This window comes from Sphingomonas sp. FG14 (assembly GCF_057809675.1).
This window is the reverse complement of sequence record NZ_JBMDKK010000007.1, coordinates 62780-76678: the sequence shown is the minus strand read 5'-3', so window position 1 is coordinate 76678 and position 13899 is coordinate 62780. Positions and strand designations below refer to the sequence as shown.

Genomic DNA, 13899 nt, shown 5'->3' with positions numbered 1-13899 from the left:
GCCCGCAGGCGCCGGCCTGTCCAACAGGAGAGTGTTCATGATCCGCAGCCCCTTGATGCTGATATCCGCATCCGTCCTGGCCCTTTCGGCTTGTGGCCCCAAGGATGATACGACGACCGTTAACCTTCAGAACGCCGCTTCGGTCGCGACGGACGGTGCGCCCGAAACACCCGCCCTGAGCCCCGGGCAGGAATTCGCCAACAAGGCCGCCTCAAGCGACGCGTTCGAGATCGCGATATCCAATCTGGCGGCGGACAAGGCGCAATCGGTCGCGATAAAGACCTTCGCGCGAAAGATGATCGATGCGCATACCCAATCCACAGCCAAGCTGAACGCTGCCGCCTCGACGTCGGTGCCGCCCATCACGCCTGACCCGGCGCTGACAGCGGAGCAGCAAGCAAAGCTGGCGGACCTCCAGTCCAAATCCGGGGCGGCCTTCGACACTGCGTTCGCCGCCGAGCAGGTCACCGCGCATCAGTCGGCGCTCGACATGCTGCGCGGCTATGCGGCCAATGGCGATGTCGCCACGCTCAAAGCCTTCGCCACTGAAACGACGCCGATCGTCGCCGCACATCTCAACATGGCGAAATCTCTCAAGCCATGAATGGGCACGACAGGACATGGTGGATCGCCCGCGCTTCCGCATGCCGCCGGACCGCCGCCGAAACGGATAGCGACGCGGTGCGCAGGCGCTTCCTCGTCTTCGCCGAAAGATATGACGAACTCGCCGCAGCCGGTCAGAGCAAAAGTGGTGAAGCGACGGCGATGGCGGATGGCGGGCGATGACGCCCGGATCATGTGATGACGGCCGACCCCCTTTCCGCAGCGCTGCCCGAAGATGTGGAGCGGCTCGCTGAAACCCTGCTTACGCGCGCGTGCGCGGAGTCGCTGACGCTGGCCACGGCGGAAAGCTGCACCGGTGGGCTGATCTCATCGATCCTCACCGATGTGGAGGGCATGGGGCACGCGTTCGAGCGCGGCTTCATCGTCTATACCGACAAGGCGAAAGCGGAGATGCTCGCCCTCGACCCCGGCCTCATCGCGCGGTGCGGTGCGGTGAGCGCGGGCGTGGCGATCGCAATGGCGCAGGGCGCACTCGCCGCATCGAACGCCGACGTCGCCGTGGCCGTGACGGGCTTCGCCGGCCCCGCCGGGCCGAATGACGAGCCCGGCCTGGTCCATTTCGCGAGTGCGCGCCGGGGCCGGGCGGCCACGCATCATGTCGCGCATTTTGGCGATATCGGGCGCGGCAGCGTGCGCGTGGCGGCCACGCGCGTGGCGCTGGAAATGATGCTCGGCGAAATCGATCGCGCCGCCCCGGAAGCAGCGAACTTCGGGCTTTCACCCGTGGTTTGAGACGAGCCCAATCAAGGAGACGGATCATGGCGCGACAGCAATTCACCGATGCCATCGCCCTGCTGAAAGCGGATCACCGCAAGGTGGAGGGACTGTTCGAGCAGTTCGAAAAAGCGCGCGATCCAAGCCGTAAACAGGCGATCGCCAACCAGATCTGGACCGAACTGAAAGTCCATACGATGATCGAGGAGGAGATTTTCTACCCGGCGTTCCGGGGGAAGATCGAGGACGACACGCTCGACGAGGCCTATGTCGAGCATGACGGCGCGAAGGTGCTGATCAACGACATCATGAACTCGACGCCCGACGCCGATTTCTACGATGCGAAGGTCACCGTGCTGTCGGAGGAGATCAAGCATCACGTCCACGAGGAAGAGATGCCGTCCGAGGGCATGTTCGCGCAATGCCGCAAGGCCGATGTCGATCTCGTCACCCTGCGGGACGAGATGGCTGCACGCAAGCAGCAACTGCTCGCCGAAGCGGAAAGCGGCGAACTGCCACCCGCGAAACCCCGGGCCGACAGCCTTCAACCGGCCTGACTCCGTTTCGCTCTCATCGCGGGCCGACGAGATGTCGACGCGATGCCCGTGCGGGACCGCCATCTTCGGGCGGCCCCACCACAATGGTCACCAGGGAGACTGTCGGCATGGGCGGCCCATGGCGGTGCTGCGTGCCAAAAAAAGGGGCAGTCCGACATCGTCCGCCTGCCCTGGGAACTCCGCGCTCCGCTCAGGCTTTTTTTGCGGATCATGAGAGAGTGATCATGACGAAGGCCGAAAGCATCGTACTGGGCAGGGATACCCTGACCCCCTATGCTCTGGAGGCGCAGCGAGACCTGCAGGCACGAGACGCGCCGTTGGCTCGATTCAGGGTCGGCGACCTGGCCGTGGACGTGACCGTAGCCGGAAGCTCGCTCTGGACGATTATCCGTCGCGCCGGCGCCGGGGGCCTCGCGCTGCGCTCGGTCTATCTGCCGGCCCCGTTCGAATGCAATGCGGCGAAACGACAGCCCGGCGAAGCTGCACGGATCGGCGTCAAAAGCGCGCTGGGCGATCATCTCGTCATCTATTCGACAGAAGCGGAAGCACTGGAAAGCCTGCGCGTCACCGTCCAGTTCAAACCGGCCGTCCGGACATCGATCCCGTTCATGCCGCGCGATCTGCTTCCGCTCGACGCGAAGGACGATCCACTCGGTGCGAAAGGCATCGTCGAAGCGCGCCAGCGCGGACTGAACGTCGGAGTGATCTACTTTCACGTCGACGATCCGCCCCTCGGAAATATTCTCTATCTCCAGAATCTGACCGCGCTGAACGATTACTTCCTGGCGACCGGCACCAATCCCAGGGACGCGGTTGGCGGAACCTGGCCCGAGCTCGGCTATCTCATGCCGGTGGCTCCCCCTGCGGGGGCAGAGGAGACGCATCTCGCGCCGAACCGCGAGGTTCTCCTTTCGGACGTGATCCTCGTCCTCCGCCACGAAGCGCCGCCCCACGAGCGGGAATCCGCTCGACAGTTCCTGCAGATGCTGGGGGCCGCGTACAAGTTGCTGGACCTGCCCGACACGCAGTTTCGCGACTGGGTTTGGCGCGCGGAGCGAACGGCGGCCGACCTTCAGCACGCGCCGGAAGCAACGATCCGCCATTACGGCCACGCCTATCTTCATCCCTACACGGACGCCGAATATCCCGATATCATGGTCCAGATGTCGATGATCGCCGCGCTCCACGACTGGGGCAAATGGAATGGCGAACCGCATCCGCTCGAAGCCGACCTGAAGGCCGGCCTCGGCCGCTTCTACGATGGAAAACTGAAGACGCTACGCCGCTACCTCCCCAATGTCGGCAAGGAGAAGGACGCCGACGCGGTCGACAGCTGGTATCTCTACCACCCCCTGCTCAACCTCGGCTTTCTCGCCCTTGACGGCGACGCCCAGGCCCGCGCGCTCTTCCTCAAATCAATCGATTACGGCATCCGCGCCGCCCGTCATTTCCGCTATCGGTGGCCGGTCCAGTACAAGGTGACCGACTTCTCAATCATCGAGAAGAACGCCGGCGCCGATGGGCGCGGCCAGACCGATGTCGGCGGCATCTACGCCTGGGTGATGCTCCAGGCATTCGAGATGACCGACGACAAACGGTATCTCGACGAGGCGCGTGCCGCCATCGACGCCGCGATGGGCCTGAGGTTCAGCATCAACTACCAGGCCAATCTGACGGCTTGGGGCGCGGCTGCGTGCATGCGGCTGTGGCGCATCACCAATGTGGACGTCTATCTGGAACAGAGCTACGTCTATCTCGCGAGCTTCTTCCACAACAGCGTGATCTGGGCCAGCCGGATCGGGCACGCCGCGGAATTCGAGACTTTCCTGGCGGTGACGTGCCTGCAGGACGCGCCATATATGGCAATGTACGAATGCTTCGAAGCATTCGCAGCGTTCGAACGGTATCTGGACGTCGGCGGTCCGGACATGGAGCCGAACGCCCGCATGCTGATCTCGGAATATTGCAGGTATGCGCTGTCACGCGCCTGGTATTATTATCCTGACGCACTGCCGCCGGACGCGATTTCCGCACAGCAGCGGGAACGCAATGGTCATGTCGACCGAAACCTCTCCTTTCCGCTGGAGGATCTCTATCCTGACGGCCAGCCCGGCGGCCAGGTCGGGCAGGAGATATACGGTGCCGGCGGCGCCTTCATATTCGCGACGCGCGCCTTTCATCATGTCGAAGCTGCGCCATTTCGTCTCTTCTGCGACCATTTTCTGCGAGCAAGCGAACGAACCGGCGACCGTGTGCTCTCGATCACGCTGGACGGGGGCGAAACCTGTGTCGCACGGCTACGGGTCATTCGCCTGAAACGGGCCAGGCTGCCCAAATGCGTACTCACGACAGCTGGCGGAGACAATCTGCGCGCCATCGAGACGACCTCGGACCACATCGAGTTCCACGTACCGGCCAACGGACGTATCGTCCTGAGCTGGGGGGCTTGAATGCGGCGTCCGACATCATCGTCGCGATATGGATCAAGGCGGCCGGCGCTCCTGACGGAGCAATCCGGGAAGTGGCGCTTCTTCCAGGTACCAGGGCGCAAATGGCAACGGGCGACGGCCTCCCGCTCGCCCGTTCCACCGCATCGCATGGCGAGCTCGTGGCTGTGGAGCGATGCCGACGGGACCGGTTCCGGACGCCCCGCGCCTGCCCTCGCCGCAGATCCCACAGCGCCGACGGCTGGCGGTCCTCGGGCCGACCCGGCAGTCCTACAAACCCAGAACGGAAACCGGAGAGGACATGATGGTCGACACCTCGAGGAAATCGGGACGCGGAAAAGCAATGTTGGGCATTGGCGGGGCCATCGGTTCCGGCGCCATCCTCGCCGCGATGCTCTATGCACGACGCCGCGAGACGAAGGAGACGGAAAGACCCGCACATTTTCCCCCTGACACCGACTGAGTTTTGCGGGACGCGACAGGCCCGATCGGGCCGCTCTCACCGACTGAACCGGCTCGCACCCCAATTTCCATCACATCTTGACCGGCGCCGTAGCGCCCGGCGCACGTCCCGGTCTGCCCGGCCAGCTGGTGAACGCACACTGCATTCCGGCGGCTCGTCCGGATGCGAGGCGGATGTTGAATCCGGTCGGGACGCATTCCCATAATCGACCCCGTACCTCTGGGGTGCAACATCCTCAACTTGGCATGGAGATGACGATGTCCCCACCATCTGAACTATCTGAGACGCGAGCATGCCCGCCTCGACGTCGAAATCGAGCGGGCGTCACGCGAGCGCCGTCCCGACGTGATCCTGATCGCGCGGCTCAAGAAGCTGAAGCTGGCTGTGAAGGATCAGATGGCCGCCTTCAGCGCGACCGGCGACGACCGCGCGGCCTGATGCAACCGCGGCGAAGTCGAACCGGCTTCGCCGCCTTGGCCGCTTCGTGACCGACAATCATGCCTGCCAGGTCAAGCCCATTGCCCCGGACCGGCCGGAAATCGGAATATGCGAACAGGATAGACCTCAAGGGAATGGCGGCAGGCACGGCAACCCCGGCACGGCCCGGTTCCCATCCATATCCGGATCCTTCACAATGTCTGCCACGCGTGGGCGACGGGAGATCAGGCCGTGGAACATGTGTGGCCGTCTTTCGTTTGCGGCCGATGACCGTCGATTCCCTTCGAGACAACCTATCCCTGGAGAAGCGCAGCGCGACGCAATGCCTCACGATCGCGTTGCTTGCGGTTATCCAGGTTCTTGTCACGTTTCTTCCCGAGCTCGGCCTGGGAGAGCGGATCGGCGACCGGTCGGATGACACGCATACCCTGATCACGCCGGCGGGCTGGACTTTCTCCATCTGGGGACTGCTCTACGCCGGGTCGCTCGCCTACGCCGCTTTTCAGTGGCTCCCCGCGCAACGCAGCAGCGGCCTTGTGAACAGGATCGGCTGGGCGAGCGCGGGCGCGTTCGCGGGTAACGCGATCTGGGCGATCTATGTGCAGTTCGCCGCGCTGGACATCCTGTCAGCGGTGATCATCATCGGCACGCTCATTTGCCTGCTCAGCATCTATCGTGTCTTCTCCCGCACACAGGCCGGTTTCACCAGAGGGGAACAGGTTTTCGTCGTCCTGCCGCTCAGCGCCCTCACCGCGTGGCTCACCGCTGCGACGATCGTGAATATCGCCGCCGTGCTCAGTCATTACGGGGTTGAAGCCGGTGACGCCGCCCCGGCGATCGGCGCGTCAACCATTCTGGCAGCGGGCGTGATCGCGGGCGTGGCGATCTGGAACGGGCACGGCAATCCCTGGTTTGCGCTCATCTTCCTTTGGGCGCTCGCTGGGATCCACGGCGCCAACGCGCATCGATATGGGATAATCACGATCGCGCTCGCCATCTCCGCCTTGGCCGTCGTGGCGCCGACACTGGCACGCCTGGCATATCGCGAAGAGCGGCGACGCTGGCTCGAGGCTGCGGGACCGTCCACGCGAACCCGGAGCGGGTCATGACGATATATCCCTCACGCCGGGCGCCGCTGGCTTTGCTGGCCTGCGCCGTGATCGGCAGCCCGGCCGCCGCGCAGGAAGAGAATAGCGAAAAGCGCCGCACGCGCATCGGCGTTGGCGCTCAAGTCGTTCCCAGTTATCCCGGCGCCGACGCCTTCAGCGTCCGCCCCCTTGTCGACATCGCCAGAGCGCGAGGCGAGACGCCGTTCGAGTTCGAGGCGCCCGACGAGAGCTTCGACATCGCCTTGCTGAACCGAGGTGGTTTCGCAATGGGGCCGGCGCTCGGCTTCGAAGGCAGCCGCAAGGCGAGCGATGTCGGTGCGCCCCTTCCCAAGGTCGGCTTCACGCTCGAGGCGGGCATGTTCATGCAATACGCCCTTTCAAAGACGGTGCGGCTGCGGGCAGAAGTGCGCAAAGGTATCGGCGGCCATGAGGGCCTGATCGCGAACCTGAGCGCTGATTTCATCAAGCGGAAGAATGACGACTGGCTCTTCTCCATCGGCCCGCGCGTGACGATCGCCGACAGGAAATACCATCGCGCATATTACTCGGTGACGCCCGCCGATGCCGCGCCGTCGGGTTTACCCGCCTATTCCGCCGGCGCCGGCATTCAGGCCGTCGGCGCCACGGCGGGTTACCTTGCCCAGCTGACGCGGCGCTGGGGCGTCTACAGCTACCTCAAATATGACCGGCTCGTTGCGGATGCCGCAGGCTCGCCGATCGTACGCAGGCATGGTTCGCGCGACCAATGGAGCGGCGGACTGGCTCTCACCTATACTTTTGGCGACGACTGACCGGAAACAAAGGACGCTCGGGGCGACGCGCCTGCCCATCGGATACGCGACGATGCGGGATCCGGCCATTCATGCGGGGCATCCCTCGTCTCGCCCTCGCCCGTTACTTGAGCGAAATCGGATCGGTGAAGCCGGCCGGCCCGGCGCTTCTGCCTCTGTCCACAGGCCATCAGGAAATTACAGCAACCTCCGTTTCTCTTCGGGAATGGACGACCGGTCTTCCATCGACGAGCTGGTGCGTCGCCTTGTTTCGACGGAGACGCGAGCGGCTCTGGCGGAGGCCGCGCTCGCCGCCTCTCAATCCAGGTCGAAGCAGGCGCTGGAAACCGTCCGAATGGAGCATTGGGAGCGGGCCCCTCCGACGGACCGGATGACGCGCACAAAGGAGGCCGGACTTCCGAAATCAGCACGATGGTCACATTGCACATCGCGGCGCCGCAGATCTGAGGCGGGACGCGCAGGGGTGAGGGGAACACTGTTCAGCGCATATGCGCCCGCACCGTCACCCGCATGACCTCGCAACCATCGGGACCGACGACATGCACGAAGAGCCGGACATCGGATGCACCGCCTCTCAGGTCGCAGTCGATTATGCCGGCCGCAACGGCCGCGCGCGTGGGACCGCACCACGTCAAGGTTTCCGAATGCGTTCCCGACGGTGTCGGAACACATCTCGTCACCTTCACGTACGTGGAAGTAATATCGATCCATTGGCAAGTCTCGCCACTTGGACCGCAGGGACAATAAGCCGGCCAGTGTTCCAATACCTTCACATGGATCATCACCAATCCGATGGCCACGAAGCCGAAAGACTGAATAGGGTAGTATAGATCGCGCGCGCATTCGAATATCTTTTCGGTGCGGGAACATCGGCCAAGTTCAGCACGTTACCGAATCCGATCGCTGACGATCGGACACGTTCCCGTGTCGCGCGGGCCCACCTGGCTGCACTGTCGTCCTCGAACGCAGGTGCTCAGGTCCCGGCGCCTCCGGCCATGCAACGCGTCTGACCGAGGCGGCCAACCGACACACTTTTGACAGGACTTCGACAATGCCCTCAAACCTCTCCCAGCCATCCGAAGCCACCGCTCTCCAGATGCCCGAGGCCGAGGTGTCGCAAAGCACGCCGCAGTCGGCGCTCTCAAGGCTCGCGATCCGCGCGTCCGCCGAACCTGTTCAACGGGTAGCGGGCGCGCTCCATGGCGCGGCCGATGCGCTTAACGAGCTCGCGGAGAACGGTCCGCTGGGACAGAATGAGACGTTGCGCGACTATGCCGCATCAGCCTCCACGAAATTGAGGGGCGTCGCCGAGCTGGCGGCCCCGGAAGAAGCCGGCCGGATCATAACCGCGCTCGAGGATCGGGCGAGGCAGCACCCTGTCGCGGCCGCGACCATCGGTGCCGCGATCGGTGCTGCATGCGGTATCGCTCTGTCGCGGCTGGGGAATGCCCGCGACGCCGAGGCCCGACGCGAAATGACGGCCCTACAGTGACGGCACGCGTCGGACAGGTGGGCCAGTCCGGGCATCGCACCTGTCCGTCCGAACGAGAGTCTTGAGACTCGACCACTGCTTTCCGGCAGCGAGCATCTTCGTTTTCGCAGCGGGCGGGAAATACGTCATCCGGTCGGATCGCGACGGGATGCGCTTCACAGCCTCGGAGAGTCTTCTACCGGTCCCTGAACCGGCTCGTTTCCAGCCTCGCGGAACAATCGCCGCCTGAGGGCCAGGTCGTTGCGGATCGTCGTCGCGGCGACGCCCGCGCCTCCCATCGCGTGGCTGATCTGATCGAGGCCCTTGGTGACATCACCCGCTGCATAGAGGCCGGGCACGCTGCTGCGCTGATGGCCGTCGACGACCAGGCAACCGTCCCGGGTGACTTCCGCGCCCAGCATGATCGCGAGTTCGGAGCGGATCACGGAGCCGAGGGCGGGGTAGGCAGCGTCGAAGGACAGGGTTTCGCCCGGAACCTCGACGATGATCCGCCCGCCGTCGATACGCAAAGGCCGGCACGGTCCGTCGCGCAGCCGGATCCCAGCCGTCTCAAGACCGTGCTGCTCGGCCTCGGACAAGGCATGTCCGCCGTCCGGCGCGATGAGCGTCACGCACGCGGAATACATTCTGAGAAACATGGCCTCATCATGCCCATGGGTGCGCGTGCCGATCACCGCCAATCGCTTGTCGGTGACCTCATAGCCGTCGCAGATGGGACAATAGCGCAGCAGCCCGCGCTGCAGCGCGACATCGTGGAGCTCGGGCGCGATGGGCGGTGGATTGTTCACGACACCTGTCGCGAGCAGAACCGTCGAGGCGCGCCATCTCCTGCCGACGCCTTCAGCGACGAACAGGGCAGCCTCGCGCTCAAGCGTTTCCACGACGCCATGGGTTACGCGAACCCCGAACTCCGCCGCCTGGGTCCGCATTCGCGAAAGCAGGTCGTTGCCGGATATCCCGCCTGGGAATCCCGCGTGGTTCCGGGTGCGGGGGATCATCGCCGCCCGGCTTTTCCCGGCGTCCACCAGACCGACCGAAAGACGGAAGCGCGCAAGATAAATGGCGGCGGTCAGGCCCGCCGGGCCTGCGCCTATGATCAGGCAGTCAAGGGGCGCGTCCGCCCCATCATCGCTTCGATCCGGCATGGCCTCACGCTGTCCTTTCGACGAGTCTTTCGAGAAGATCGATGATCCGCTCGGCACGATCCGCATCGCTTGTCGGTTGCTTGAGCAGCCAGCGCCCATCCTTCGGGACCAGCTTCAGCCCGCCAGGCATGCTGGCATCCGGGTCCGCCGGGGTCAGCGCGATGGCCGCGGGTCCGGCATCGATGCGGGAAATGCGCGATGCGCGCGCCAGAAGGGTGATCCGGCCGGCCAGGACCAGTGCTCGCGCCGGCGGGGGCAAGGCGCCGAAGCGATCGGCCAGCTCATGCTCGAGAGTGTCGAGCTCCGCCTCATCGCGGACGCGTGCGAGCCGCACGTACAGGCCAAGCCTGATGTCCGCGTCGGGGATCCAGCCGGGCGGGAGGAAACCGGCGCCGCTCATGTTGATCTCGGGCAACCACAGCGCGGCATCCTTCCCCCGCGCGCGTCTCAGCGCCGCCTCGAAGAGATGCTGGTAGAGATCGATGCCGATCAGTTTCATGTGCCCGGCCTGGTCGTCGCTCAGCGGGTCCCCGGCCCCGCGCTGATCAAGGTCGGCGGCGCTGATGTCGAATCCAGCGCCAAGCCGGTCATAAGTGGCAAGGGTGCGCAATCTTTTCATCGTGCGATCCGCGATCTCGCCGCCATCGGTCAGAAGCATCACCTGACCGCGGCGACGGCCGCGGCCCACCCGCCCTCGCAACTGGTGAAGCTGGGCAAGGCCGAAACGATCGGCGCGCCAGATGATCATCGTGTTGGCGCGGGGAATGTCGAGCCCCGCCTCGATGATGTTCGTGGCGAGCAGGACGTCGCCCTGCCCGCCGGCGAAACCGACCATCGCCGCGTCGATCTCCTGGCCGGGCAATTTTCCATGCGCCATCACGAGCGCGAGATCCGGCACGATGCGCCGAAGCCGCTCCGAGAACGGCGCCAGATCCGCGATGCGGGGCACGACGACGAAACTCTGGCCACCACGGGAGCGCTCTCGCACAAGCGCCGTGCGGATCCGGTTGTCATCCAGTTCGACCAGGCTGGTGCGAACAGGCTGGCGTCGCGCGGGTGGCGTGCCGATGACCGAGATCTGCTGCAGACCGATCATCGCCCGGTGCAGCGTGCGGGGGATCGGGGTCGCGCTCATCGCCAGAAGATGGACATCGGCCCTCCCGCGCAATTTCGCCTTGTCCGCGACGCCGAAGCGTTGTTCCTCGTCGATGATGACGAGTCCCAGCCTGGCGTGGCGCACATCCCGGGCCATGACGGCGCCCGTGCCGACAAGGATGTGGATCGAGCCCTCCGCAAGCCCCGCCTTCACCGCCTTTCTTTCCGCAGCGCCGGACAGGCGCGAGAGCCCGGCAACCGTCACCCCGGTGCCCGCGAACCGGCGCGCGAAGGTCTCGAGATGTTGCCGCGCCAGCACGGTGGTCGGCGCCGCGACGACGGTCTGGTAGCCGGCAAGCGCGGTGAGGGCGGCCGCGCGCAGCGCCACTTCCGTCTTTCCGAAGCCGACGTCGCCGATGACCAGCCGGTCCATGGGACGGCCGCTGGCAAGGTCGTCGCGAACCGCCTGGATCGCGCGCGTCTGACCAGCGGTTTCGTTGAACGGGAATGTTCCGACAAACCGTTCGTACGCGGCCGCGTCAGGGTCGATCACCGGCGCCGCCATCCGGGCGCGGTCGTCCGCGAGCGCGATCAATGCGCGGACGCTTTCCGCGATCGCTTCCTCGATCGCACCACGGCGCGTTTCCCAGGTCACGCCGTCAAGCCGATCGAGCCTCACCGCGTCCGCATCGGTCCCATAGCGCCAGATGCGCCCTGCCTCGCGAACCGGTACCAGCCGCCGCGCGCCACCGAGATATTCCAGCGCGATCAATTCCCCCATTTCGTCGCCCGGCAACGCCTCCAGCCCCAGGACGCGGCCGACACCATGATCATCATGGACCACGATATCGCCGCAACGGATGTCGCCGCCCGATCGCGCCAATGTCTCCGAAACGGGTTCCGGCTGGTCGCCGACGAGCGCGCGACTGCCCAGCAGATCGGCCGCCGCCACCATGACCAGGTCGTCGCAGATCGCGCCGCGATCGACCGGCGCGTCGAGCAGGGCGCCCGTGCCGGGAATGGTCAACGCTTCCGCGACATCAGCCACGAACTGAAGCGTGATCCCGAGTTTCCGTTCGATGCGCGGCCGGAGGAACCGGAGGTCACGCTCGCTTCCCGCAAGAAGAAATCTTCGCCCTTGCAGCAATGACTGGAGGAAACGGGCCATGGAGGCGAGCGGCGACCGTTCCTCCGCGAACCGGGGAACGGGTGAGACATGTTCAGCCCCGACATCCGACCGGGACCATTTCCCGAGTTCGGCGGCCCAGTCCCGCTCGTCGACGGCGTCGGTCGTCGCGCCGTTCCGGCCCGCGGCCTCGGTCGCCATGCGAATGAACCGGCGCCGGCGTCGCTCGGCCTGGACCGAACAAATCAGGCCGCCCGGCCGCAGATGGATCAGAATGGATACCCCGGCCCCGACATCGGGTTCGACCGCGCGTCCGATCTCGAGTTCCCCGCATTCCTCGCCGCTCAATTGCGTCGCCGGATCGTACCGGCGGATAGCCGCGACCCGCCTTTCCACGACATCGATGCGCGCGGGCAGGCCGGCGTCCGCCGGAAAGATGTCGATGACGTCGCCGCGGACCGCCACCTCGCCCGGTTCGTCGACCCTGTCATCGACGACATAGCCGATACTCTCAATTTCCCTGGCGAAACCATCCATATCGATCCGATCGCCACGGCGCAGAAGGGGTGGCGCCGCATCGAACGCCGATGGCGGGGCATAGAGGCGTGCCGCAGCTTCGCCGCTCATGATCGTGGCGACACGGCTGCCGGCACGCAGCGACAACTGACGGAGCGCGCGCAGCGCCCTCACCCGTTGCCCGATATTGGCGGGCGATGCGGGCGCCGTGTCGCCGGGGAAGGTATCGCTCGAGGGCAGGTAGACCACCGCCCGGTCCGGCGCCATCGCACCGAGCGCCGCGGCAACGGCCTCCGCCTCCTGTTCGTCGTCCGCCAGGTAGAGCATGTCCCTCTGCGCGAGGGCCCGCCAGAGCAGCAAGGCCGTTTCGCCGACACCGCGCCCCTCCGTCATCGAGCGCCCCCCTCCCCGGCCGCGGCCGGACGAGCGGGCCAGTCGGCATCGGCGAGCGGCGGAAGCGCCTCGAACCAGGAGGAGTCATGGAGCAGCGTGATGCGCTCGCAGGAGAACCGCATGTCCCTGCGATCGACGGCGCGAAGCGTTTCCGCGACACCGCCGATGCCGCCCGTGCCGACCACGACATAGCTCACCTCCCCGGTCTCGCATGCCAGGAGCGCTTCGACGCCCTTGCCGACCATGTCGCCGCGGGACGTCACAACCGGCATTCCGGCCAAGCCGGTCGCGGTGAACAAGGTCGGATAGCTTGAGCGACGGCTTGCCGCTTCTGCAGATTTGCCGCCGTCCTCATAAGCGCGCTGCCGGCCTAACCAGCGCCAGACGCCCACGAGATTGACGAGCGTGAGGAAGGCATTGGTCGCAAGCAGATTGGTCTGGCCGGTCGAAATGCCGACAAGCGACCAGGCGACCGATCCCAGGGTGAAGACCACGAAACCCCAGCCCGTCACGCGGGCGCCAAGGTTGGCGGCGGTCATCATCGCGGCGATCATGGTCGCGCCCGGCGCGACCCAACCAGCAACGTCCTCCAGAAAAGGCTCCATCGTAAAAGTCCATGAAAACATTTGCATGTGCAAGACACGACCGGCTGCAACCGGGTGCAGGATACGAAGGAACCGCCGATAAATCGAACGACGACGCCTTCCATCTGGATGGATTCGTCGATCCGGATGCATCCGTCGAAAAACCTCGGGGGCGGGATGCGGGACGGGGATCGCGATCAAGGGTCATGTCCCGCTGAAACGGCGTTCGTACATCCGATGTTCCAGGCGCGACGAAGGACAGGACATCGCTCGCCCATCGCCGGGCCGACAAGCGGGAGACGGATTTCACACCCATTCCTGATACGGGTTGCGAGATCAGTTCGTCCGAACCGAGCAAGGCCGCTTCAGGGGGCTGTGCGCTGTGTTCGCGCAAGCGCCCCGCCG

At 65.3% G+C, this 13899-nt stretch carries 11 protein-coding genes and 1 pseudogene; 9 read left to right on the top strand and 3 right to left on the bottom strand.

All coding sequences use genetic code 11. From position 1 onward, the window contains the following. The first annotated feature begins 37 nt into the window (after nucleotides 1–37). The 9 genes and pseudogenes from ACODTA_RS19060 (at nucleotide 38) to ACODTA_RS19020 (ending at nucleotide 8635) form a co-directional block, all read left to right on the top strand. A complete protein-coding gene (locus ACODTA_RS19060) occupies nucleotides 38–604 on the top strand; it encodes a DUF4142 domain-containing protein (RefSeq protein ID WP_489067563.1) in 567 nt (188 codons plus the stop codon). Nucleotides 605–801: 197 nt separating this feature from the next. Continuing rightward, nucleotides 802–1356 (top strand): CinA family protein, encoded by a 555-nt coding sequence (locus ACODTA_RS19055; protein ID WP_489067562.1) that lies wholly within the window; start codon nucleotides 802–804, stop codon nucleotides 1354–1356. Between the two features lie 26 nt (nucleotides 1357–1382). Further along, nucleotides 1383–1895 carry a hemerythrin domain-containing protein gene (locus tag ACODTA_RS19050; protein WP_489067561.1) on the top strand — a complete coding sequence of 171 codons (513 nt, stop codon included), beginning with the start codon at nucleotides 1383–1385 and terminating at the stop codon, nucleotides 1893–1895. A gap of 224 nt (nucleotides 1896–2119) precedes the next feature. Beyond that, nucleotides 2120–4345 carry a hypothetical protein gene (locus ACODTA_RS19045; RefSeq protein ID WP_489067560.1) on the top strand — a complete coding sequence of 742 codons (2226 nt, stop codon included), beginning with the start codon at nucleotides 2120–2122 and terminating at the stop codon, nucleotides 4343–4345. Between the two features lie 298 nt (nucleotides 4346–4643). Further along, nucleotides 4644–4805, top strand: coding sequence for a hypothetical protein (locus ACODTA_RS19040; RefSeq protein ID WP_489067559.1), 162 nt, complete (start codon nucleotides 4644–4646; stop codon nucleotides 4803–4805). Between the two features lie 270 nt (nucleotides 4806–5075). After that, nucleotides 5076–5150, top strand: a pseudogene (locus ACODTA_RS19035) (hypothetical protein); the annotation flags it as partial. 359 nt (nucleotides 5151–5509) lie between these two features. Beyond that, nucleotides 5510–6352: a hypothetical protein gene (locus ACODTA_RS19030; RefSeq protein WP_489067558.1), complete on the top strand. Its 843-nt coding sequence runs from the start codon at nucleotides 5510–5512 to the stop codon at nucleotides 6350–6352. Then, the gene (locus ACODTA_RS19025) at nucleotides 6349–7143 is read left to right on the top strand and encodes a MipA/OmpV family protein (RefSeq protein WP_489067557.1); all 795 of its coding nucleotides are present in this window, start codon (nucleotides 6349–6351) and stop codon (nucleotides 7141–7143) included. The genes ACODTA_RS19030 and ACODTA_RS19025 overlap by 4 nt, the downstream gene beginning before the upstream one ends. Nucleotides 7144–8239: 1096 nt before the next feature. Beyond that, a complete protein-coding gene (locus tag ACODTA_RS19020; RefSeq protein ID WP_489067556.1) occupies nucleotides 8240–8635 on the top strand; it encodes a hypothetical protein in 396 nt (131 codons plus the stop codon). Between the two features lie 155 nt (nucleotides 8636–8790). Here the strand turns inward: ACODTA_RS19020 and ACODTA_RS19015 are convergent, their stop codons facing one another. From ACODTA_RS19015 to ACODTA_RS19005, 3 genes are read right to left on the bottom strand one after another with little or no spacing between them, the layout of a single operon-like run. After that, nucleotides 8791–9780 carry an NAD(P)/FAD-dependent oxidoreductase gene (locus ACODTA_RS19015; RefSeq protein ID WP_489067698.1) on the bottom strand — a complete coding sequence of 330 codons (990 nt, stop codon included), beginning with the start codon at nucleotides 9778–9780 and terminating at the stop codon, nucleotides 8791–8793. Nucleotides 9781–9784: 4 nt separating this feature from the next. Next, the gene (locus ACODTA_RS19010; protein WP_489067555.1) at nucleotides 9785–12910 is read right to left on the bottom strand and encodes a DEAD/DEAH box helicase; all 3126 of its coding nucleotides are present in this window, start codon (nucleotides 12908–12910) and stop codon (nucleotides 9785–9787) included. Continuing rightward, on the bottom strand, nucleotides 12907–13515 hold the full coding sequence (locus ACODTA_RS19005) for a PRC-barrel domain containing protein (RefSeq protein WP_489067554.1): 609 nt from the start codon (nucleotides 13513–13515) through the stop codon (nucleotides 12907–12909). Before ACODTA_RS19005 ends, ACODTA_RS19010 begins: the two co-directional genes overlap by 4 nt. Nucleotides 13516–13899: the final 384 nt, after the last annotated feature.